This window comes from Klebsiella sp. BIGb0138 (assembly GCF_004342285.1).
Lineage (GTDB): Bacteria > Pseudomonadota > Gammaproteobacteria > Enterobacterales > Enterobacteriaceae > Klebsiella.
In genome coordinates this window covers 271,649-292,838 of the sequence record NZ_SMCV01000001.1, presented here as the reverse complement: position 1 = coordinate 292,838, position 21,190 = coordinate 271,649, and the positions used below count along the sequence as shown (strand labels likewise).

The window sequence follows — 21,190 nt, the reverse complement described above, 5'->3', positions numbered from 1 at the left end:
CAGAATGGGATTATTATTAGGTAATACCTAATAATCTGGAGAGAATATGGAGCTTCGTCATCTGCGTTATTTTGTCGAAGTGGCTAATACGCTGCATTTTGGCGCGGCGGCGGAGTCACTGAATATTGCGGTGCCGACGCTTTCGGTGCAGATAAGCCAGCTGGAGCGAGAGCTCGGCGCGCCGCTGTTTGTACGCAGCAAAAGACGCGTCCAGCTGACCCAGGCTGGTGAGGTGCTCCTTGAAGAGGCTCAGATGACGCTGGCCCATGCCAACCAGGCCCGGGAGCGAACGCTTAGCGCCGCGCGCGGCGAACGGGGTTATATCCGCGTCGGTTACGTCGCGTCGGCGCTGATGTCGGGTAGCCTGAGTCAGAAGGTCGCTCATTTTCGACAGCGTCATCCCGATGTCTTTGTCCAGGCTCATGAAATGGCGATGGACGGTATGGCTTCCGCGCTGGTCGAGGGAAAAATTGATGTGGCGCTGGTGCGTGCGCCGGTCGCGCTACCCGCCGAGGTGGCCCATATTAATATACAGCAGGACCGTTTTTGCCTGGCTCTGCCGGCGACCCATCCGCTGACGACAGGTGAAGCCAGCGTTGACCCTGCCGACCTGAGCGCAGAAACCTTTATTTTACCCGAGCAGGTCTCCGGTACCCGGGAGGTGGCGCGCCGCGGCGGATTTATGCTGAACAACACCCTGCGGGCGGGCAGCCTGACGGAAGTGCTGGCCAACGTGGCGCTCGGCAACGGCGTGGCGGTGGTGCCGGTGATCCTCAGCCAGGCAATCTCTCTGTGCGAAGTGGTCTATCGGGAGATCGCCGCACCGGATATTCCCTCGGCAATCTGGCTGCTGTATCGCAAACGCGAACGTGCGCCGGTCATTAAAAAGTTTATGGCGATGGCGCAAACGGCATAGCGGAGCGCGGCGGCGTGGCAGGGGGCGAGATGCCGGGATAAAAAAATTGCGTCCCGGGGGAATAAACCCGTTCCCCGTTCGTCTTATGGAGACTCTATCGTGACCGAGCTTCTAAGATGAAAACACCCGACCGCGTTTTTGCTCATAAAACTCTCCTGTTGCTGCTCGTCGGCGCCATACCTGCGGCCCTGCTGCTGCTCTTTGTCTGGGCCGGAGGCTGGCTGACGCCGAACCGGCTCTCGGCGAATACGCTCATCGAGGTGCTGGAAAAAAATGGCGGCGTGCATCCCGGTTTTCGCCGCAATCATGCCAAAGGCGTTTGTGTGAGCGGCGAGTTTATCTCCAACGGCAAGGCCGCAACGCTTTCGCGAGCGGTCGTCTTTCGCCCGGGAAACGTGCCGGTGACCGGCCGGCTGGCGATCGCTGGTGGTAACCCGGGCGCGCCGGATTACGCCGTGCCGGTGAGAAGTTTCGCCCTGGCGTTCCACCTGCCGGATGGCGAGCAGTGGCGCAGCGGTATGAATGCGCTGCCTTTCTTTAGCGTCTCCACCCCGCAGGGATTTTATGACCAACAAATCGCTACCCGCCCGCAGGCGGCGAACGGAAAACCCGATCCACAGAAAATGCAGCACTTTATGCAGGCGCACCCGGAAGCGAAACCCTTCTTCCAGTGGGCTAAAACGCATGTCCTGGCCGCCAGCTGGGCGCAGGAGCGATACAATAGCTTAAATGCGTTCCGCTTTATTGATGCGCAGAATCAAAGCCACTTTGTGCGCTGGAGCCTGGTGCCGCACTCCCCGTGGCAGCCTGTTTCAGCGCAGGACAAAGAGGATAAAAACTATCTTGCCAGCGATCTGAAAACCCGTCTGGCCGCGGGACCGTTATCCTGGGATCTGCTGATTACCGTCGCTCAGCCGGGAGACCCGATAAACGATGCGACGAAAGCCTGGCCGCAGGAGAATCCCTCGCTGGTGGCGGGGACCGTGGTGATTCACCAGGCTGAAGATCAGCAGGGGGGCGCGTGTAACAATATTAATTACGACCCGCTGATCCTACCGGACGGGATTGCCGGTTCCGACGATCCGTTGCTCAACGCCCGCTCTGCGGCTTATGCCAAATCGTTTAATCTGCGTACGACCGAAGAAGCCCGTCAGGGTCAGGAGAAGCGTTCATGAAAACTCAGGCGACGACCTTTCATCCGCTGCTGCGCCTTGTTCACTGGCTGATGGCGCTGGCGATACTGGCGATGTTGTTTATTGGCGTGGCGATGGTCTCAACGGTGTCATCCAGCCACTCGCTATTACTTGCCGTGCATAAACCCCTTGGCGCCGCCATCGGCGTATTGGTGCTGCTGCGTATTTTTCTCCGCTGGCGCTATGGCGCGCCGGCGTTGCCGGGCACTTTGCCCCACTGGCAAAAAAGGATGGCCTATCTTTCCCACCTGGCGCTTTATCTATTGATGGTTGCCCAACCGCTGGTCGGCTGGGCGATGCTTTCCGCCGCCGGCTATCCCGTCACGCTGTGGAGTGGGGTCGTGTTACCCGCATTGCTGCCGGTGAATATCGATCTGTACGTCATTTTGCGTCCTTTACACACCCTGCTGGCGTTTGCTTTGTTCGCCGTTGTGCTGGCGCATGTCGCGGCGGCGCTGCTACATGGATTGATCCTGCGTGACGGGGTATTCAGCAGCATGAGCGGCGTTCGTCGGCGCCCGGGAGGGTGAACGATGCTGCTTAGCGATGATGATATTCGCGAACTGCTCCCGCATTTGCAGCGCTTTGCGCTATGGTTGACGCGGGACGTCATGGCCGCGGAGGATCTGGTGCAGAATACGCTGATCAAAGCGCTGGATGGCCCGGCTCACAGGGATGAGGTGCGGCATCTGCGCACCTGGCTGTTCTCGATTCTCTGGCACCAGTTTGTTGACGGAGAGCGAAGGCGCAAGCGCTGGCAAAAGCTGCTGACGTTTTTTCAGGGGGAAGATAAAACGGAGATCACCGGTGAAAACAGCGTGATGGCTGATGAAATGCTGGCGCTGTTTGCGCATTTACCCGCGGAGAGCCGGGCGTTGCTCCTGTTGGTCAGCGTGGAGGAGATGAGCTACCGGGATGCCGCCGAGGCGCTCAATATCCCTCCCGGAACGGTGATGTCGCGCCTATCCAGAGCCCGCAAGCAGCTGCGGAAGTTGACTGAGGAGCACGCGGCGCCGGTAGTGCTAAGGAGATTAAAATGAGCAATCTGCCTGATGAAAGCCTGTTTCACGCCTGGTTAGATGGTGAAACCGACGAACGGACCAACCGGGAAATAGAAGCCTGGCTACGCGAGCATCCCGCCATGGCCCGGGAGGTGGAAGGATGGCGACAGGATAAGCTGCGTCTGCAACGCGCCGTGAACCGAACCGATATCCGTTATCTGTCAGTCAATTCTGACCCAACGATACTGCGTTTTCGTCTGCGGCAGCGGCGTATTCAGCGCCTTACGCTGGCCTTTGCCCTGGTGATGGCATTGGGGACGGGAAGCTTCGGCGGCTGGCAGCTTAAAGAACACGTTCAATCGCGGGCATTGCCGATGGAAGACGCGGTACAGGCCTATAAACTGTTTGGCGATCGCCCGCAGCTCGCCAGTATGGATATCCGCACCAGCCAGCCGCCGATGCTGGAAAACTGGCTGCGGCGCTACTTTATCAACGGCACGCTCCCGCCGAATCTTGAACGCTATGGCTTTACGCTGATCGGCGCCCGGCTGATGGCCAGCGAGCAGGGGGCATCGGCGTTAGTGCTTTATGAAACCGCCGGTGGGGAGCGGATCGCCTGGTATATTCGCCATCAGGCGACCCACCTGAGCAAAGGGGCGCGGCAGAGCGATGGTCTGGTCGCGCAATACTGGAGCGACAGCCATTACAACTATGCGGTGGTGAGCCCGGTTAGCGGGGAAAATTTACCGGCGTTACGCGAGGCCATTAGCAGCGAAATGGGCTAAACCCACCGGCGCGGTTGGTCCGCCGCGCCGGTGGATTGGCTTACGCCCTCGCTCAGGAGGCGTGCGGGGTGAACGAAGGCACCGTTTGACCGTCTACCGTCATGCCGGAGAAGGCGAGCATCGGCGCCAGCGTGGCGTTGTTGTCGGCCGGGAAATTCAGCGTGGGTCTTGAGATCTCGCTGAGCCGGGTGAGCTGTTCCGCCGACAGCGTCACCTCAAGCGAATCGAGGTTAGTTTGCAGCTGATCGAGCCGCCGGGCGCCGATCAGCGTCGAGCTGACCCCCGGCTGCGAGCGGACCCAGGCCAGCGCCACCGCCGCCGGGCTGACGTTAAGCGCCGAGGCGATATCGGCCACCGTGTCAATCACCGCGTAATCCGCCGGGGCGGGCACGCCAACCATGTTAGTGCGTCGGGTATCGACGTTGCCTTCACCGTCGCGGCGGAATTTGCCGCTCAGGAAGCCGCTCTTCAGCGGCGACCAGGGCAGGATCCCCATGCCCATCTCCTGTGCCAGCGGGAACAGCTCTCCCTCGCTCGTGCGTTCCAGCAGAGAATATTCAAGCTGAAGGGCAATAATCGGCGCCCAGCCGCGAAAGCGGGCAATCGTCTGCGCTTGTGCCGTCTTCCACGCCGGAATATCTGAGAATCCCACATAGCGAATTTTACCGGCCGTAACGAGATCGTCGAGCCCACGCAGCGTTTCTTCAACAGGCGCGGCGCGATCCCAGTTATGCAGCCAGTAGATATCGATATAGTCGCTCTGCAGGCGTTGCAGCGAGGCTTCGCACTGCTGGATCAGCGCTTTACGCCCCGCGCCTCCGCCGTTTGGGTCGCCGGGAAAGAGGTTACAGTAGAATTTTGTGCTCAGCACCAGCTCATCGCGCCGTAGCGCACGGTGCTTAATGTAGTCGCCGACAATCTGCTCCGAGTGGCCGGCGGTGTAGATATTGGCGGTGTCGACAAAGTTGCCGCCGCGGCTTCTGTACTCGTCAAGCATGGCAAACGACTCTTGCGGGCTGGCGCCCCAGCCAAAGTCTTCGCCAAAAGTCATGGTTCCGAGGCAGTATGGGCTGACCCGCAGCCCGGAACGCCCCAACGTAATGTAGTGATTGAGAGGCATAACGTTCTCCTGTGTGCGTAGAAAATTATTGTCCGATCAGCGTCAGCGACAGGTCCCACAGGCGCTCGGCCTGCCGGGGATCTATCGCCCAGCGGCGCACGCCGCTGACGTCGGGGCTATCGTCGGCAACCCGCGCCGCAATATTGCAGTCGGCGCAGTAGACGCCGCCCATTCCGGCCAGTTGCGGGCTGGTGGCGGCCCACAGGCTGGTGGACGCCCCCTGGGCAAGGGTTTTCAGCGGCGAGGGGACAAAGTCCGGGCCAACCTGCGCCGCCTGGGCCACCGCCGCCTTCTCCTCCGGGGTCATAAAGCGGCTTAGCTGCGTGGCGGGGATTCTGCCGGGATGCACCGCGAAAGCGCGAATGCCGGACTCGCGCCCCAGTCTGTCGAGATGGACGGCAAACAGGGAGTTGGCCGTTTTGGACTGGCCATAGGCGCGCCAGGGATCGTAGGGCCGCTGCGTATACTGGCTATCCTCGAAGCAGATCGGCGCATAGCGGTGACCCAAAGAAGATAAGGCGACGACGCGCGCGTTCCCCGCGGCGGCAAGCGCCTGCCACAGCCGCAGCGTCAGCTGGAAATGCCCGAGATGGTTGGTGGAAAACTGCGCTTCGTAGCCGCGCGCGTCGCGGGTGAGCGGCGGAGCCATGATACCGGCATTATTCAGCAGAATGTCGACGGTATCGGTACCGGCGAGCACCGCATCGGCAAAACGGTCAATAGCGGCCGGGTCCATCAGATCCAGCGGCTGCACCATGACGTCCGGCATATCGGCAAGGGCAGCCCGCGCTTTGGCGACATCGCGGGCGGGAGCCATCACTCTGGCGCCAGCGGCGCGTAGCGCCCTGACGGTTTCCAGGCCAATGCCTGAGTGACCGCCGGTCACGATGGCGTATTTCCCGCGAAGGTCAATGTGACGCATCACCTCCTCGGGGGTGGAGGTAGCGCTAAAACCTGAAGCTATAGGCGATTGCGGGGTGGACATAATGATTCTCCGGGACGAAGGGGTTAGCACATGCTAGAGTGTCCTCACTGAACGATGAAGCCGTGAAAGTGCAATTTTTATGCGTGATAGTTCAAATTTACCCCCCGACCCGCTCTCCGATCTGCTGGATTTCCTGCAGGTTGAGTGTGATCTGTCCGGGCGACTGGTGGCCGGCGGGACGTGGGCGCGCCGTTTTGCCAATCTGGATGCGATTAAGTTCTGTGCGCTAACCCAAGGGCGCTGCTGGTATTCGCTGGACGATACGTCCCCGCCGCGGCTGGCGGAGACCGGCGACGTCCTGATTACCAACGGTACGCGTACCCTGACGCTGGCCAGTGACGCCGGGTTGATACCCGGCGCCGGGACGGCGCCGATCGCACGAGACGACGACGATCGGTATTGCCTGGGCCACGGGCAGGATTTCACCATGCTGGGCGGCAAAGTCCGGCTGGATGCCGACCGCCAGGCGCTGCTGTTGAGCGGGCTGCCGCCGCTGATCCACGTTCGCGGCGGCGCCGTTGAAGCCGAGCCGCTCTCCTGGCTGCTTAGGCAACTGGTGAGCGAAATGGCCAGCCACCGTCCAGGGCGAGCAAGCGCGATCGCCGGACTGACGCAGCTGCTCTTCACCCAGACATTACGGGCCTGGCTTGCTCACGCCCCGGAGGACGATAAGGGGTGGTTGAAAGGTTTTGCCGACCCGCGGCTCTCCCTGGCGCTCAGCTGCATTCATGGCGAGCCCTCCCGCCGCTGGAGCCTGCACAGCCTCGCGAAGCACGCCGGAATGTCGAGAACCTCGCTGGCGGTGAGGTTTCGTGAACAGATGGGGATGCCGCCGCTGGCCTATTTGACGCGGTGGCGCATGTATCTGGCGCGCCGCGAGCTGCTGGCGGGGGAGGCGATCGCCGAGGTGGCGATGAAGGTCGGGTACGCTTCCGAAAGCGCGTTCAGCAGCGCCTTTAAGCGGGTGATGGCCGTGGCGCCCGGCTATTATCGCCGGGGCGCATCGGGTGAGACGCCTGAACAGACGCCCTCCGCCGCATCGGATAGCGGCGATTTTTAATCGCCGCGCGGCCGGGCTGACGCCGGGTGATGGCACCTTTCTCGTGATGACCGCCATTCCTGCGCCATGGTTGCTCTCTCTCATTATTAAATGTTATGTTATATCATAACACATGAAATCTTATCGGCGGCTGGCGGGATTGGACGCGCCAGCGCCGGTTTGCGGTTGAGAGAAATGTATGGAAAGAGTCCCCCTGACGATCCTGAACGGTTTTCTCGGCGCGGGGAAAACCACGCTGTTAACTCGTTTACTGGCGCAGGCGCACCGGCGGCAGCTTTCGGTGTGCGTCATTGTTAACGACATGAGTGAACTGGATATCGATGGCGTGTTGATTGCCGGTACCGACATTGTCGGCGCGGATCGGCACAATTTCGTCACTATTTCCGCCGACAGCATCAGTAGCGCCAGCGGCATACAGAAACTGGACGCCGCGCTGAAACAGCTGCTATCCCACCGCCGGCCCGCTCATATTTTGCTGGAAACTTCAGGGAGCAGCCATCCGCTGCCGCTGGTGAAGTACCTGCGCGACCATCCGCGGGTCAGCCTGAAAGGGCTGTTCACGCTGGTTGATTCCGTGATGCTGCACGATGATTTTGCTGACGGCGAGACCTTGCTCACCGCGTGGCAGGAGAATCTGCGGCGCGGGCGCCGGGGAACCGAAAACCTGCTGGCGGAGCAGGTATTGTTCTGTAGTCACCTGCTGTTGACCAAAAACGATCGCCTGCCTTTTGCACACATTGCCGCCATGGCGAAGAGCCTGCATGTCATCAACCCCTATGTTTCCGTCCTGGCCGTACCCTGGGGCAATTTACCGCTCGCCGACGTATTCGCCGCGTCGGAATATGATTTTGAGCGGGTCGCCACGCTGATTGCCGAGCTGGAGGACGACCTCGAAAGCGGGGGGGAACAATCTCACGCCATAGCAGCGCGGGTGCTGGAAGACGACCGGCCTTTTCATCCCCAGCGTCTATGGGATACCTACCACCGGTTCCTGGGCACCGGAATACATCGCAGCAAAGGCTTCTTCTGGCTACCGAGCCGGGATGATTTGGCGCTGCTGTGGAATCAGGCGGCGGGCAGCATCAGCCTGGGGTTTGTCAGCTACTGGAAGGCCGGGGTGCTGACGCATGCGGATCCGCGGCTGACGGCAGAAGAACGGGAGGTGCTGCGCCGGCAGTTACACCAGCAGTGGCCGGGCCGTTTCGGCGACCGACGCTGCCGGCTGACGGTGATCGGACAGCGCAGCGAGCTCGAGCCCTTTGTCGCGGCGCTGAAACGCTGTTTTCTGACGGAGGCGGAAATTGACCACTGGGCGGCGGGGGGCACCTTCGCCGACCCCTGGCCCAGGCGTGTGGCGCGACTACAGGCGTAAGCGATATGCAGGAGCGTGACCCGGAGGGAGAGATGAATGAGTACACAATGAGTAAACCATTACCGGAAGAGAAAAAGCAGATCCTGGCCATGCCGCCAGAGGAGTATATGAACGCGCGGCAGCGGGCGTTCTTCGCCGCGCTGCTGCACGATGAGCGTGCGCAACTGCTGGAACATATTGCCGGGTTGAAAAAGCAGCTGCAGTTAGCCGATGACCCGGGCGATGAGGGCGATATGGCCGCGCGGGAAGAAACTCTGCGGCTGCTGTTACGCCACATCGAACGCCACAGCAGGCTGCTGCTGCAATGCGATCGGGCGCTGCAGCGCCTGAAACATGGCGAGTATGGCTACTGCCGGGAAACGGGGGAAGCTATTGGCCTCCCGCGGTTAATGCTGCGGCCGACCGCCGAACTGAGCGTCGATGCCCGGGCCAGGCAGGAACGGCTGGAAACGTTATATCGCCGCTAAGGGCATGGAGGAAGGTTTGCGTCTTTTACCCTCGGTCACTCCCGGCGCGCTCCCGGAGAAGGTTCTGCGCGTCAACATTTCATCGCTACTGCGGCCCGGCGGCGCAGAGCTGCTTTCCTCCGTGCATTTTGAGGTCCGGGCGGGGGAGTGCCTGGCCGTTGTCGGGCCCAATGGCAGCGGCAAAACCTCTTTGCTACGGGCGATCGGCCAGCAGCTGACCGCTCTGCACGGCGATATCCAGCTCCTGGGGCGTTCGCTTTCCAGGTTGTCACTGTCCCAGCGGGCAAAGCAGATTGCTATCCTGGCGCAAAACGACGCGCCCGATATGCGGCTGGCCCTTGAGGATTATGTGGCCCTGGGGCGTATTCCCCATGCCCGGGATATGCCGCGCCGCATGCATGATGCCATCGTGGCGAACGCCATTAACGAGACCGGGTTACAGGGATTGCGCAAGCGATCGCTGTCCGCGCTTTCCGGAGGGGAAAGGCAGCGGGCGGCGCTGGCGCGGGTGCTGGCCCAGACGCCGAGCCTGCTCCTGCTTGATGAGCTCACTAATCATCTGGATCCCCCGGGGCGGCTGGAGCTGCTTTCGCTGGTGAAAAGTAAGGGCATCACGGTGGTCGCGGTATTGCACGATCTGTCGCTGATTGAACCCTTTGCCGATCGCGTCTTGCTCCTGTCGCAAGGCAGGGCGGTGGCCTGCGATACCCCGGAGCGGGTGCTGGTCCCGGAGTATCTGCGGCCCGTTTTGGGGGTGACCAGCTTTACCGTAGCCCACCCCCATACGGGGAAGGCGCTGCGGATCTTCGAAGTATCTGATTGCAACACCCTAACTGACTGAGGAACATGATGAAAAAATGGCTGTTAAGCCTGGTGGCGGTGCTGGCGGTTTCCGCGACGAAGGCCGCTGATTTTCCTGTCACGATAGAGAGCTGCGGCGTGCCCGTGACGTTCAGGGCAGCGCCGAAGCGGGCGGTGATTAACGACCTCAATATGGCGGAAATGGCGTTCGCTTTGCATCTGCAGGATCGTATCGTCGGGCTGACCGGTATCAGCGGCTGGTACAAAATGACGCCGGAATTTAAAAAGGCAATGGGGACGATCCCGGAACTGGCGCCGAAATACCCCGCGCTGGAAACGTTGCTGGCGGCGAATCCCGATTTCTTTTTCGCCGGCTGGAACTACGGTATGAAGGTGGGGGGCGAGGTAACGCCTGCGGTACTCGGTCAATATGGCATCAGGACGTTTGTGCTCAGCGAGAGCTGTGTGTTCACCGCGGCGCATAAGCGTAAAGCCAGTATGGATCTGCTTTATCAGGATGAGCTGACGCTGGGCAAAATTTTTGGCAAGCAAAAGGAGGCTCAGGCGCTGGTGAATGGCTGGAAAAAGACCCTCAGCGCCCTCCCTGGGCCGCCGAAAGGGACCCGGCCATTAAAGGTGTTCGTCTATGATTCGGGGGAAGACAAGCCGTTTACCAGCGGGCGGTATGCGATGCCGACGGCGATTATCGAAGCTGCCGGCGCGACAAACGCCATGGAGGCGCTGAACATCAGCTGGGGAACCACCTCCTGGGAGAGCGTCGCCGCCAGCGAACCGGACTTTATTATCCTGCTGGATTATCAGACCGGCAGTGGGGCGGATGCGCTTCGCCGCTTCCTGGAACACCACCCGCTGATGAAACTGACTCCGGCGGTGAAACATCAGCGTTATCTGAAGCTACAGTACGCCGAACTGACGCCCGGTCCGGCGAATGTCACCGCGGTCGAAAAACTGGCGCGGGCGCTGTACCCGACGGCGACGCCATGATATCCGCCGCGTATCGGTACCCCTGGGCGATGGGGATCGCGGCGGTGGCGTTGGCCGGATTGATGCTGCTCAGTATCGCCAAAGGCGCCGTTGCGCTATCGCTGATGCAGGTGTTGGGCGCATTGGGGCTGGCGGAGGTACCGGTCTCCGATCTGGTCAGCCGAATCGTGATCGATGTCCGCATGCCGAGGACGCTCCTCGCGGTACTGACGGGGGCGGGGCTGGCGATGGTCGGCGCCTTGCTACAGACCACGACGCGTAACGATCTGGCCGACCCTTTTCTGTTCGGGCTATCATCCGGCGCGTCGGCGGGAGCGGTGCTGGTCATTACCCGGTTTGGCGATCGGCTGGGCGCATTCACGCTGCCGGCCTCGGCGTTTGTCGGCGGGATCTGCTCCGCCGCGGCGGTGATGCTGCTGTTCCATTTCAAAAGGCAGCGCGGGGCCGGACACCTGGTGATCTGCGGGCTCGCCATCTCCTTTCTGTTCGGCGCGGTGACCAGCTATCTGATCTTTTCCGGTGACCAGCGAGCCGCCAGCTCGGTGCTGTTCTGGTCCCTCGGCGGGCTGGGGCTGGCCAGCTGGCAAACCTTGCCTTTTGCCTTGTGCAGCCTGTTATTACTGAGTGCGCTGGTGCTGTGGCGATGGCGTTCTCTGGATGCCATGCTGGCCGGTGAACAAACGGCGCTGTCGCTGGGGATCCACGTCAACCGTCTGAGGATGGAGATTTTCCTCTGCTGTGCGCTGGCAACCTCTTTTTTAGTCGCCTTAACCGGCGTGATTGGCTTTATCGGGCTGATGGTGCCTCATTTATGCCGACCCTTTTCCGGGGTTAAACATGCCTTGCTGCTGCCCCTGTGCGGGATGTGGGGGGCGGTATTGCTGTGCGGCGGCGATATTGCCAGCCGCACGCTGCTGGCCCCGCAGGAACTGCCGATAGGGATCATTACCGCCGGGATTGGCGGCGTGTTTATCATCACCTTACTTGCCCGTTCCTCCTCGTCGGGGGAATAATGTACGCCCGGCGGCGGCAAGCGCCAGGGTCATGGCGCTGCCCTCAATGGGGTAAAGGTGAGCGTTTTCGGGCATCGATCGTCGCCCGGGCGTCGATCGGCAGGTCGAAGAGCGCGAGGATGTTACTCGCCGCGCTGGCGCTGGAGTTTACCCGTCATTGTCCGGTCATTGGCACGGTATCGCGCGGCGGGGTGATTGAGCTCATCATCGATGACGAAACGCTGAACTGGCGATAAGGCCATACGCACCAGGGAGGGCGCCCTGTACCGGCGAAAGCTGGCGGGGATCGATCTGATGCCGTAAAATGCGGGCTCTCCCGGGTGGATTTTGACGGCACAGGCAGCAGGAATAAAATATGATTGATCAGGTCCGTGGTTTTCTGACGAAAAGTGAGCTGGCATACCAAACGCTGCTTAGCGCTATTCAAAGCGGAGAACTGAAAGCGGGACAAAAAGTCACGCTCAACGAACTGGCTGAGCGTTTAGGGATGAGCCTGACGCCGGTACGGGATGCCTTTACGCTGCTGGCCGAGCAGGGGTTTATCGTGCGCAAACCGCATTATGCGGCGGTGATTGCCGAGAAAAAACTCAGCCGCACGGATGAAGTTTCCCTGTTACGCGCGATTCTCGAACCGGAGACCGCGCGTCTTGCCGCCATGCATGCCAATAAAGCGCAGATCGATGAGATTGCCGCCGCCTATGAAGCCTCGCTTGCCGCGGCAAAGAACCAAAATGCGCGCGAGCTTAGTCGGCTCAACGAGCTGTTTCATCTGAAGATCGCCGAAGCCAGCGGCTCAACCCTGCTGGCCGAATTTATTACCAGCTTATGGAAAGCCCTGCCGGTTCAGGGCATAACGCTGACGGGTGACACGGCTTCCATTCTTAAATCCCACGCCGATATTTTAACCGCCATCAGCGAAGGTAACGCGGATGAAGCCCGTACGCTGATGGCGGGGCACGTCGGGCATGCCGCCGATCGCGGCCGGGCCTATCTCGCCAGCCTTCAGTCGGCCGGGGAGGCAGATAACGCGGGCTGAGAGATTGCCGGCGGCGGCGTGAAGCGGTAATGGTGCCGCTCCAGTATTTCTGCCAGCGCGATACAGGCGCGATCGGCCCCTGAACGGCCAATAATCTGTGCGCCGACCGGCAGGCCCGAGGCGGTGCGCATCAGCGGCACGGTGGTCGCTGGTAATCCACAGGCAGAAGCCAGCCCCAGCCAGAAATAGTCATTTGCCGACGGCAGCGCCCGCCCGTCGACCTCCAGATAACGATCCTCCTTCGGCACATTATTAAACAGCGGGAAGGCAGGGGTGCTGGCCACCGGACAGAGCAAAAAATCCACCTGATTAAAAAAGGCCTGCCACGCCGCCATCAGTCGGTAGCGTCGCTGATTCAGCGCCAGCCACTGGCGATGGCTGAGCACATTGCCTCGCAGCAGCAGAGCGCGGTAGCTTTTGTCGTCGTCGGCTAACTGTTGGCAGAGATGCTGGCGATCGGTAAAGGCTTCGTCGCTTTGCCGACCGCTGGTGGCGGCTCTCAGCAACTGAACGTACACCTCATAACTCTCCCGGCTGTCGAAGGACGGCCGCCCTGTTTCGACCACCTTCACGCCGGCGCGGCGCAGCGATTCGGCGGCCTGATCCAGCGCCAGACTAACTTCCCCGCGCACTGCAAAATGAGGATCGTCGCGCCATATCGCCACCCGGAAATGCGCGCCGTGGCGCGGCCGCGCGTCGTCAAGGACGGGCCGCATCCGCGGCCAGCTGTACGGGTCGGGATGGGCTAACAGATCCAGCGCCAGCCGTAAATCGCCAGCGCTGCGGCTGAGCGGACCAAACGCGGCAATATCCGCCGGGGCGATATTTCCCGGTTGGGCATGGCCGCGTCCGGGGATTGCGCCGTAGCTGGGTTTATGTCCCCAGACGCCGCAGTAATGGGCGGGCATTCTTATCGAGCCGCCGATATCGCTACCGAGCTCAAGGGCGGAAAAGCCGCAGGCCAGCGCTGCCGCCGAACCGCCGGACGATCCGCCGGGGGTGCTTTGCGCATCCCACGGGTTAAGCGTAGCGCCATAATCCGGGTGCCGGGTTTGCCAGTCGGCGAGGTTCGGGGGAACGTTGGTTTTTCCCAGTACGATAGCGCCCGCCTGCTTTAAGCGCGAGACCGCCAGCGCGTCTTCCCCGGCGATATTATTGCGCAGATGGGGTAAGCCAAACGTCGCGGGCAACCCGGCGACGTCCCAGGACTCTTTGACCGTGATCGGCACGCCGTGCAACGGTCCGATCGCCCGGCCTGCTTCCCGCGCGTGATCCGCCTCCCGGGCCTGTTCCAGCGCCTGTTCAGCCAGCAAAACAACCACCGCATTAATACGCGGATTAAATCGCGCGATCTGGTCTAAATGCGCCTCGACCAGCCCAACCGCGCTGATTTCACCGTGTTTTATGCGTGCTGCCTGATGGCGCGCGGAATCGAAGACTGAAAAGGGTGGGGTTATCACATTATCACCTATGGTTATGCGGAAAAGTTCGTTACGTAACGATTGTTTTCACGTTTGTTTTCTTTATGTTAATACAAAATATATTTTATAAAATATTAAAGGTAACTAACGATATGCAAACAGTAGCTATGCGCGGACGCGGCATGATTGCCGTATTACTGTTGGGATTAAGCGCATTTTCCCTGCAGGCGAAGACCACCCTTACGCTCGGCGCGGCGCAAAACTCATTGGGATCGCTACCTTTGATCGTGGCTGAGCAAAAAGGTTTCTTTGCCGATGAAGACCTGCAGGTGAACACCGTGTCGTTCAAAGGCGGCGCGCCGGCGGTACAGGCGCTGGCGGGAGGGAGCATCGCGGCCTGCATCTGCGCCGCCGACCATGCGGTGCGTTTACAAAATCGCCATCTCGGCGGGCGAGTGCTGGTGGCGTTGACCGAACATCATGGTTATGGGCTGGTGGCGCGGGCAGACACTCCCGCCGCCCGGCTGAGCGATCTGCGCGGAAAAACGGTCGGGATAACCTCTCCCGGCAGCCTCACCGATAATACCCTGCGCTACTACATCGGCCAGCAGGGGCTGAATGCCGAACGCGATTTTCGTCTGGTGGGGATTGGAACCGGCGGTCCAATGCGCGCGGCCATAGAGAGCGGGGCGGTGCAGGCCGGCATGCTTACAACCCCGGATGTCCAGGCGGCGCTGGCGGACAAGCGTTTTAAACTGATTCAGGATTTTCGCACCTTACAGTATCCGGCGCTGGACCTGGTGGTGGTTGACCGTTGGTTGGCAAAACACCGTGATGAAGCGCAGCGCCTGGCGCGCGCGGTGATCAAGGCGGAGCAGGTGATCCAGACCGACCCGGCCGCGGTACAGGCGGGGGTGGATGAAATGTACCCGCGTTTGTCTCCGGCGTTACGCCAGGTGCTGGTGGAAGAGGCACCGAAATTGCTGTCGCCTGACGGAAAAATGGCGCCGGAAGGCTATCAGCTGATGGTGAAAATGCTCAAAGCGTCCGATCCGACACTGAGTCAGCCTGACTACAGCGCCATTACCGTGCCCGATCTCGATCTGCTGAGCAAAGGATAAGGAGAAGGCGTGAGTAACCTATTTACCTCTTCTTCACTGCAGCCAAAGCGGCAGGCGGATGGCGCGGCGCAAAAAAGCGCCCCGACGTCGCGGCGGATATTAAGCCAGCAGATTCTGTTTATCCTCGCGCTGCTATTGATATGGCAGGCGGCGGGAAGCTGGTTTATCGACCCGTTCTGGGTGAGCCGACCGGGTGATATCGCGCAGCGGCTGTGGCAGCTGGCGTTAAATGGCGATCTGTGGCGCCACACTGCCGCTACCCTGAGCGAAGCGGGCATCGGCCTGATATTGGGCGCGCTGGTCGGCATAGCGCTCGGGCTGGCGCTGGCGCGTTTCCGGCGTGTCGCAAGCGTGGTGGAGCCGTTATTGATGGGGCTGTATAGCCTGCCGCGGGTAGCGCTGGCGCCGCTGTTCGTGCTGTGGTTTGGCATTGGCCTGTCGGCGAAGGTGATGATGTCCTTCTCGATGGTGCTGTTCGTCTTCATGTTAAACGTACTGGAAGGCGTGCGATCGCTGGATCGCGATCACATCGATCTGATGCGCACCATGCGCGCCACCCCACGCTATATCCTGCGCCGGGTCATGCTGCCGGCAATCCTGCCGTGGATCGCGGCGGCGATGCGTATCGCCGTGGGCCTGGCGCTCATTGGCGCGGTGGTTGGCGAACTGATTGGCTCCAGCGAGGGGGTCGGCTGGTATATCGAAAATGCCGCGGGCCAGCTCGATTCTACCGGCGTGTTTACCGGCATCATGATTCTGCTGGTGCTGGCCATGATCGCCAATTCACTAATCGCCCGGATCTTCCGGCGTATGACGGAGTGGCGCCAATGACCGCCAGCATAGATATCAGACAGTTATCGGTACAGTTTACCGGTAATCACGCGACGATGACCGCGATTGAGCACCTTTCTCTGCGCGTGGCGCCCGGTGAGTTTGTCGCCATCGTGGGGCCGTCCGGCTGCGGTAAATCGACGCTACTGCGCGTGATTGCCGGGCTGGTGGCCGCCAGCGGCGGCGAGGTCCGGATTAATGGCGTACCGGTTAGCGAGCCGCCGCCGGGCGTTGGCTTTATGTTTCAGCGCGACACGTTGTTACCCTGGGCGACGGTGGCGGAAAACATCAAAGTGGGCTGCGAACTCTCCGCCATGGCGCCTGCCGACTATCCACGGCGGGTGGCCGAACTAATCGAACTGGTCAAATTGCATGGCTTTGAGGGGCATTACCCCAGCGCGCTTTCCGGCGGCATGCGTCAGCGCGTCTCCCTGGCGCGGCTGCTGGCCTATGAACCGCAGCTTTACCTGATGGATGAGCCGTTCGGCGCGCTGGATTACCAGACCAAAATCGTTATGGGGCGCGAGCTGCTGCGGATTTGGGAAAGCCGCAGGCGCAGCATCGTGTTTGTTACCCATGATATCGAAGAGGCGGTAGCGCTGGCCGATCGGGTGATCGTGATGAGCCCGCGTCCGGGGCGTATCGTGCAGGATTACCGTATTGATTTGCCCCGCCCGAGAGAGCCGCGCGCGCTGCGCGGCAACCCGGAGTTCTCCCGGCTGTGCGCTGCAATCTGGGCCGACCTCGCGCAGGCGAGCGGTGAGGCTCTGGCATAAACCCACGGCGTATGACCGTACGTCGCAAGCATAAAAAATAAGGAACAACGTGATGAAGATTCGTATCGGCGCCCATCCCTCCAACCTGACGTTAACCGCGCTGACCCACTATCCGCCCCTGCAGCAGCCGCTGCTGGACGCCGGTTTTGCGCCTGAATTCTTATGGTATCCCGAAGGCAAAATGATGCATGAGCTGGCGCTCGGCGGCAAAGTGAATGTGATTGGCACCGGCACCACGCGTGCGGTGGTGGCGCAGGCAGACCATGTCCGGCTGGCGTATATTGGCGCGTCGCATCCGCGCCGTAGCTGGTCGTCGATCCTGGTGACGGAACACTCGCCGATCGTCCGCGCGGAGGATTTAGCCGGTAAGCGTATCGGCTTTATCGAAGGCTCTTTTCAGACCTACTTCCTGCTGGCGACCCTGGAACAGGTTGGGCTGAAGTACACCGATATCGTACCGGTGAATTTATTGCCCGGCGCATCGCTCGCCGCCTTACAGGCGGATGAGGTAGATGCGTGGATCGCCATGGATCCTTACCTCAGCGCGGCGCTGGCGGGCGGCGGCTTGCGTAAAATTCAGGATTGCGGGGATGTGATCGCCAATCGTTCCGTTTTTTGGGTCCTGCCGGATGTGGTGGCCGCCGGCGAGGACAAAGTGCGGGCGCTGTTCGACACGCTGGTGGCGACCGATGCGTGGATTGGCGAAAATCTAACCGCGGCGGGAGAGCTGTTTTCGCGGGTGATCGCCAACGGGCTGACGCCGGAAGAGTGGACGCGCGGGCTGCAGGGGCGCGAATGGGGGATTACCGCGCCGGATGAGCAGCTCTTTGCCGAACAGCAGGCGGAAGGGGATTTACTGTTCCGTCACGGTCTGATCGCCAACAAAATCGATATCAACGTGACGCGTTTACCCTTCCAGCTTGATGCGGTGGAGGTATAACCGATGGGTCAGCCGATTGAGTTTTTCTGGCGTATTCCCACGCACGGCGATGGCCGCTCCGTGTCGTCAAAAGCCTGGAACCGCGGCGACTGGAAGCCCGCAACGTCCCACTCCATCGCCCCGGGCGGCGGTGGGGCCTCCGCCAGCGCCTGGGGCTATATCGACTATATGGCAATGGTGGCGAAAGCCTGCGAGGTCGCCGGTTTTGACGGCGCGCTGGTACCGACCTCCCTGCCCAGCGACGAACCGCTCATGATTGCCGCGGCGCTGGCGCGGGAAACGCGGACCTTACGTTTTATGACCGCGTTTCAGCCCGGTTTTATCACTCCAGCCTATGCGGCGAAGATGAGCGCGACGCTGCAACGCATCAGCGGCAACCGGCTGGAGTGGAACGTGATAACCGGCGGTAGCGCCCCGGCACAGCGCGCCTACGGCGATTTTTTACCGCATGACGATCGCTACGGGCGGACGGGGGAGTGGCTGGAGGTCATCGAAGGTTTATGGCAAGGGCAGCCGTTCGATCATCATGGCGAACGCTATCAGGTGGCGGGAGGAGGGTTAGCCGCTCCGCTGTTGCATACCCGTAAGCCGGGAGTTTACTTCTCCGGTTCCTCCGAACCGGCTTTAGCAGTGGCCGCGCGCCATGCCGATTTTTATCTTATGTGGCTGGAACCGCTGGCGCAAATGCAGGCGATGATGCAACGTCTGAACCGGATGGCGGATGAGCAGGGGCGCCAGCTGAAATACGGCCTGCGGGTGGATATTTTTGCCCGCGAGACTGAAGAAGAGGCGTGGGATGAAGCGCGCCGGTTGTGGGATAAGCATGACTTCAGCGCGCCGCGCACGGCTAACCCGATGACCAGCGTCGGCGGCGGTGATTCGGTAGGCGCGCAGCGTCAGGCGGCGCTGCGCCAGGATAAAGGAGAAAACTTCGCTGATTACGTTATCGGGCCGAATTTATGGTCCGGCCTTGGACTCGTACGCCCCGGTCCGACGATCGGTATCGTCGGCAGTTATCAGCAGGTGGCCGATCGCCTGGCGGAGTACGTGCGCGCTGGCTTTTCTAACTTTATCCTGGCTGCGAACCCGCACCTCGAGGAGGCGATACGCGTTGGCGAAGAGGTTTTACCGCGCGTTCGCAGCCAGCTTTAACGTTTTATCCCGCGCTGAATAATAAAAAATATCGCCTTCCGGAAATTATTTCTGGAAGGCCGGCTCGCGCCGTTCATGATTAATATGCGTTATTTCCCGGCTCGCAGATATTATTAGCAGGCGGGAGCGCAAGTGAATTTATTGGGTTAATTTAAGGGTAATATGAAAAACCAGATAAATCGCATTCTGGGAATCGCATTGCTATTCCCGGCGGGGGTTTTTGCTGCCGAAACGCCGGAGACGCGTGAGTGTCATTATCCGCAACCGCAGGGCGCGTCGCTGTTTTCCGCCCTGGCCTGCGGTAAGGTGAACGGCAGCATCAGAACGCTTTATTATTCGACCCATAATGCGAACTTCGTGACGGCACGTAATCAGGACACGGTCAGCTATGGCGGTTCAATTAACTATGAAACCGCCGACTATTACGGTTTTAGCGCCGGAATCAGCGGTATTTTTGTGCGAGGTATTGACCACCCGGATAGCGCGCACACCCTTTCTTCCCTTGCGGATAATCAAACGAATATCGGCGAAGCCTGGCTGCGCTGGCACGATGACGCATTAAGCATCACCGCCGGCGACCAGCGCGTCAATCTACCGTTTGTCTCCGATTATGACTGGCGCATCACCCCGATCCTGTTTCGCGGCGTGGATGCGCACTATGGTGATAAAGAGGACTTTTTGCACGCCAGCCGGCTCTGGCGTTATAAACCCTGGGGCAGCGATCGCTTTCAGGCCACCAGCGCCTATACCAACGTTAGCGAGAAGACCGACGGTATGTGGGCCGCTGGGCTGGGACGAACGTGGCGGGCCGCGGAGAAAAAGCTGTCTGGCCAGCTGTGGTATGAAAACTATCAGGACTACGCCAGGCTTTTTTATAGCGAAGGCCGCCTGCGCTGGCTAAATTATCGCTGGCAGCCGGATATCGGGCTGCAGTTTATTCGCGGTACCGGCGCAGGACGAGAGTGGCTGGGAGAGGTGGACAGCACCTCATACGGCATTCAGTTTTCTGCCACGCCGCTACCGAAAATGCACTGGGATATTAACTACGATCATATTGCTTCACACCCTTCAGCGTGGAATAACGGAAGCGTGGTGGTGCCTTATGCGCACAGTACCTCCTCCGGGCCGTGGTTCGCTCAGCCTTATTTTACCAGCACCGAGGATTTGGGCAGCGGAAACGCATACTCAACGAATGTGGCTTATTCGCTACAGGAGGCGCTGAAAGTCGGCGCGCGCTACTCCTTTATGGATCTGAAGGCGGACGTCGCCGCGCCGGGAATCAATCAGTCGGAATATATGGTGTTCTTTACCTGGTTCGCCCCGGGTATTTTTACAGGCTTTAATCTCAGCGATTATGCCGGAGTACAGACATCATCACGATATAAAAAGAACTTTTGGCAGAACCGTTTAACGTTAAAATATGATTTTTAACTCTCCGCCTTTTACGCGATCCGCGCGCCGGCTACTCTTCGTTCTGGCGACGCAGCATCTGCAGCGCCACTTTGCAGGCGTTATTGACATGTAACGAGGCGATCGCCTGGGCCTGTTCGGCATCCCGCTCGCGCAGCGCCTGGGCTAATTGATCGATCTCCGCCAGGCTCGACGGCATGCGATGAGGCTCCATCAGCGAGGTGGCGCGTAACAGGTTCACCCGTGAATGCAGGCTGGTGAGGATCTCTTTCACCAGGCTGTTATTGCAGTTATCAAAAATGATGTCATACAGGGCCGTTTTGGCACGCAGCACCTCTTCCTGCTGGCCTGACTCCGCGGCCTCACGCAGCTGACCGGCCGCCTGAGCAAATTGCGCGATACTGGCGTCGCTGCCCTGGAGCGCAAACTCCCTGGCGGCAAACCCTTCCAGTACGCTGCGCAGGGCATACAGCTCTTCGGCCTCTTTCAGGGAGATACTGGCGACGATCGGGCCTTTATGCGGCACGATGCGGATTAATTTTTCCGCTTCCAGCTGGCGTAACGCTTCCCGGATAGACGTCCGACTCACGCCAAGGTTTTCGCACAGCTCGCGTTCGATCAGACGCTGGCCGGGATGAAAGCGGCCGGACATGATGGCTTCACGAAGGGCGTTCTCCACCTGACGCCGCAGGGTATTCGGCCGGACCAAGTTCATCTCCGTATTCATTTTTGTATTCCTGTATGACAAAAGACATCACAATTTGTACCATATCTTTCTGAGTCAC

22 protein-coding genes are annotated in these 21,190 nt (G+C 60.3%); 18 read left to right on the top strand and 4 right to left on the bottom strand.

The annotated features are described in order from the left end of the window. Positions 1–46 precede the first annotated feature (46 nt). From EDF73_RS01480 to EDF73_RS01460, 5 genes are all read left to right on the top strand, one after another. Positions 47–916: a LysR family transcriptional regulator gene (locus EDF73_RS01480; protein WP_132724976.1), complete on the top strand. Its 870-nt coding sequence runs from the start codon at positions 47–49 to the stop codon at positions 914–916. Between the two features lie 116 nt (positions 917–1,032). Beyond that, complete coding sequence (locus EDF73_RS01475) at positions 1,033–2,091, top strand: catalase family peroxidase (RefSeq protein ID WP_132724974.1); 1,059 nt, start codon at positions 1,033–1,035, stop codon at positions 2,089–2,091. After that, entirely contained in the window at positions 2,088–2,639 is a 552-nt protein-coding gene (locus EDF73_RS01470; protein ID WP_132724973.1) for a cytochrome b/b6 domain-containing protein, read from the top strand. Before EDF73_RS01475 ends, EDF73_RS01470 begins: the two co-directional genes overlap by 4 nt. Before the next feature lie 3 nt (positions 2,640–2,642). Further along, positions 2,643–3,149, top strand: a complete 507-nt coding sequence (locus EDF73_RS01465) for an RNA polymerase sigma factor (protein WP_132724972.1) — start codon at positions 2,643–2,645, stop codon at positions 3,147–3,149. Then, complete coding sequence (locus EDF73_RS01460; protein ID WP_132724970.1) at positions 3,146–3,895, top strand: anti-sigma factor; 750 nt, start codon at positions 3,146–3,148, stop codon at positions 3,893–3,895. Before EDF73_RS01465 ends, EDF73_RS01460 begins: the two co-directional genes overlap by 4 nt. Positions 3,896–3,947: 52 nt before the next feature. Here EDF73_RS01460 and EDF73_RS01455 read toward each other — a convergent pair whose 3' ends face one another. Then, entirely contained in the window at positions 3,948–5,015 is a 1,068-nt protein-coding gene (locus tag EDF73_RS01455) for an aldo/keto reductase (protein WP_132724968.1), read from the bottom strand. 25 nt (positions 5,016–5,040) lie between these two features. Further along, positions 5,041–6,000, bottom strand: a complete 960-nt coding sequence (locus tag EDF73_RS01450; protein WP_132724966.1) for an oxidoreductase — start codon at positions 5,998–6,000, stop codon at positions 5,041–5,043. 79 nt (positions 6,001–6,079) lie between these two features. Between EDF73_RS01450 and EDF73_RS01445 the strand changes: the two genes are divergently transcribed. The 7 genes from EDF73_RS01445 (at position 6,080) to EDF73_RS01410 (ending at position 12,754) form a co-directional block, all read left to right on the top strand. After that, positions 6,080–7,060: an AraC family transcriptional regulator gene (locus EDF73_RS01445; RefSeq protein ID WP_132724964.1), complete on the top strand. Its 981-nt coding sequence runs from the start codon at positions 6,080–6,082 to the stop codon at positions 7,058–7,060. 178 nt (positions 7,061–7,238) lie between these two features. Next, entirely contained in the window at positions 7,239–8,432 is a 1,194-nt protein-coding gene (locus EDF73_RS01440) for a GTP-binding protein (protein WP_132724962.1), read from the top strand. Between the two features lie 47 nt (positions 8,433–8,479). Then, the gene (locus EDF73_RS01435; RefSeq protein WP_132724960.1) at positions 8,480–8,899 is read left to right on the top strand and encodes a TraR/DksA C4-type zinc finger protein; all 420 of its coding nucleotides are present in this window, start codon (positions 8,480–8,482) and stop codon (positions 8,897–8,899) included. Positions 8,900–8,915: 16 nt separating this feature from the next. Beyond that, the gene (locus tag EDF73_RS01430) at positions 8,916–9,740 is read left to right on the top strand and encodes an ABC transporter ATP-binding protein (protein ID WP_243655188.1); all 825 of its coding nucleotides are present in this window, start codon (positions 8,916–8,918) and stop codon (positions 9,738–9,740) included. An 8-nt stretch (positions 9,741–9,748) separates the two neighbouring features. Beyond that, positions 9,749–10,705: an ABC transporter substrate-binding protein gene (locus EDF73_RS01420; RefSeq protein WP_132726246.1), complete on the top strand. Its 957-nt coding sequence runs from the start codon at positions 9,749–9,751 to the stop codon at positions 10,703–10,705. After that, a complete protein-coding gene (locus EDF73_RS01415; RefSeq protein WP_132724956.1) occupies positions 10,702–11,718 on the top strand; it encodes an iron ABC transporter permease in 1,017 nt (338 codons plus the stop codon). Before EDF73_RS01420 ends, EDF73_RS01415 begins: the two co-directional genes overlap by 4 nt. 355 nt (positions 11,719–12,073) lie before the next feature. Next, the gene (locus tag EDF73_RS01410) at positions 12,074–12,754 is read left to right on the top strand and encodes a GntR family transcriptional regulator (RefSeq protein ID WP_132724954.1); all 681 of its coding nucleotides are present in this window, start codon (positions 12,074–12,076) and stop codon (positions 12,752–12,754) included. Here EDF73_RS01410 and EDF73_RS01405 read toward each other — a convergent pair. Beyond that, on the bottom strand, positions 12,721–14,214 hold the full coding sequence (locus EDF73_RS01405) for an amidase (RefSeq protein WP_165905618.1): 1,494 nt from the start codon (positions 14,212–14,214) through the stop codon (positions 12,721–12,723). The two genes, EDF73_RS01410 and EDF73_RS01405, sit on opposite strands and share 34 nt — an antisense overlap. A 113-nt stretch (positions 14,215–14,327) precedes the next feature. Here EDF73_RS01405 and EDF73_RS01400 point away from each other — a divergent pair, with 113 nt between their 5' ends. The 6 genes from EDF73_RS01400 to EDF73_RS01375 all read left to right on the top strand — a co-directional run bounded on the left by EDF73_RS01400 (position 14,328) and on the right by EDF73_RS01375 (position 20,426). Beyond that, complete coding sequence (locus EDF73_RS01400) at positions 14,328–15,296, top strand: ABC transporter substrate-binding protein (protein WP_165905617.1); 969 nt, start codon at positions 14,328–14,330, stop codon at positions 15,294–15,296. A gap of 9 nt (positions 15,297–15,305) precedes the next feature. Next, on the top strand, positions 15,306–16,127 hold the full coding sequence (locus tag EDF73_RS01395; protein WP_243655187.1) for an ABC transporter permease: 822 nt from the start codon (positions 15,306–15,308) through the stop codon (positions 16,125–16,127). After that, entirely contained in the window at positions 16,124–16,903 is a 780-nt protein-coding gene (locus EDF73_RS01390) for an ABC transporter ATP-binding protein (protein WP_132724949.1), read from the top strand. Before EDF73_RS01395 ends, EDF73_RS01390 begins: the two co-directional genes overlap by 4 nt. 52 nt (positions 16,904–16,955) lie before the next feature. Next, positions 16,956–17,843 carry an ABC transporter substrate-binding protein gene (locus EDF73_RS01385; protein ID WP_132724947.1) on the top strand — a complete coding sequence of 296 codons (888 nt, stop codon included), beginning with the start codon at positions 16,956–16,958 and terminating at the stop codon, positions 17,841–17,843. A 3-nt stretch (positions 17,844–17,846) separates the two neighbouring features. After that, complete coding sequence (locus EDF73_RS01380; protein ID WP_132724945.1) at positions 17,847–18,995, top strand: LLM class flavin-dependent oxidoreductase; 1,149 nt, start codon at positions 17,847–17,849, stop codon at positions 18,993–18,995. A gap of 162 nt (positions 18,996–19,157) precedes the next feature. Further along, positions 19,158–20,426, top strand: coding sequence for an OprD family outer membrane porin (locus tag EDF73_RS01375; RefSeq protein ID WP_132724943.1), 1,269 nt, complete (start codon positions 19,158–19,160; stop codon positions 20,424–20,426). Positions 20,427–20,457: 31 nt separating this feature from the next. Here EDF73_RS01375 and EDF73_RS01370 read toward each other — a convergent pair whose 3' ends face one another. Next, positions 20,458–21,120, bottom strand: coding sequence for a GntR family transcriptional regulator (locus tag EDF73_RS01370; RefSeq protein ID WP_207896574.1), 663 nt, complete (start codon positions 21,118–21,120; stop codon positions 20,458–20,460). Positions 21,121–21,190: the final 70 nt, after the last annotated feature.

Bases quoted from the DNA above. Each gene is read 5' to 3' on its own strand.
- EDF73_RS01480 (WP_132724976.1), top strand. From the start codon at position 47: ATGGAGCTTCGTCATCTGCGTTATTTTGTCGAAGTGGCTAATACGCTG.
- EDF73_RS01475 (WP_132724974.1), top strand. From the start codon at position 1,033: ATGAAAACACCCGACCGCGTTTTTGCTCATAAAACTCTCCTGTTGCTG.
- EDF73_RS01470 (WP_132724973.1), top strand. From the start codon at position 2,088: ATGAAAACTCAGGCGACGACCTTTCATCCGCTGCTGCGCCTTGTTCAC.
- EDF73_RS01465 (WP_132724972.1), top strand. From the start codon at position 2,643: ATGCTGCTTAGCGATGATGATATTCGCGAACTGCTCCCGCATTTGCAG.
- EDF73_RS01460 (WP_132724970.1), top strand. From the start codon at position 3,146: ATGAGCAATCTGCCTGATGAAAGCCTGTTTCACGCCTGGTTAGATGGT.
- EDF73_RS01455 (WP_132724968.1), bottom strand. From the start codon at position 5,015: ATGCCTCTCAATCACTACATTACGTTGGGGCGTTCCGGGCTGCGGGTC.
- EDF73_RS01450 (WP_132724966.1), bottom strand. From the start codon at position 6,000: ATGTCCACCCCGCAATCGCCTATAGCTTCAGGTTTTAGCGCTACCTCC.
- EDF73_RS01445 (WP_132724964.1), top strand. From the start codon at position 6,080: ATGCGTGATAGTTCAAATTTACCCCCCGACCCGCTCTCCGATCTGCTG.
- EDF73_RS01440 (WP_132724962.1), top strand. From the start codon at position 7,239: ATGGAAAGAGTCCCCCTGACGATCCTGAACGGTTTTCTCGGCGCGGGG.
- EDF73_RS01435 (WP_132724960.1), top strand. From the start codon at position 8,480: ATGAGTAAACCATTACCGGAAGAGAAAAAGCAGATCCTGGCCATGCCG.
- EDF73_RS01420 (WP_132726246.1), top strand. From the start codon at position 9,749: ATGAAAAAATGGCTGTTAAGCCTGGTGGCGGTGCTGGCGGTTTCCGCG.
- EDF73_RS01415 (WP_132724956.1), top strand. From the start codon at position 10,702: ATGATATCCGCCGCGTATCGGTACCCCTGGGCGATGGGGATCGCGGCG.
- EDF73_RS01410 (WP_132724954.1), top strand. From the start codon at position 12,074: ATGATTGATCAGGTCCGTGGTTTTCTGACGAAAAGTGAGCTGGCATAC.
- EDF73_RS01400 (WP_165905617.1), top strand. From the start codon at position 14,328: ATGCAAACAGTAGCTATGCGCGGACGCGGCATGATTGCCGTATTACTG.
- EDF73_RS01390 (WP_132724949.1), top strand. From the start codon at position 16,124: ATGACCGCCAGCATAGATATCAGACAGTTATCGGTACAGTTTACCGGT.
- EDF73_RS01385 (WP_132724947.1), top strand. From the start codon at position 16,956: ATGAAGATTCGTATCGGCGCCCATCCCTCCAACCTGACGTTAACCGCG.
- EDF73_RS01380 (WP_132724945.1), top strand. From the start codon at position 17,847: ATGGGTCAGCCGATTGAGTTTTTCTGGCGTATTCCCACGCACGGCGAT.
- EDF73_RS01375 (WP_132724943.1), top strand. From the start codon at position 19,158: ATGAAAAACCAGATAAATCGCATTCTGGGAATCGCATTGCTATTCCCG.
- EDF73_RS01370 (WP_207896574.1), bottom strand. From the start codon at position 21,120: ATGAACTTGGTCCGGCCGAATACCCTGCGGCGTCAGGTGGAGAACGCC.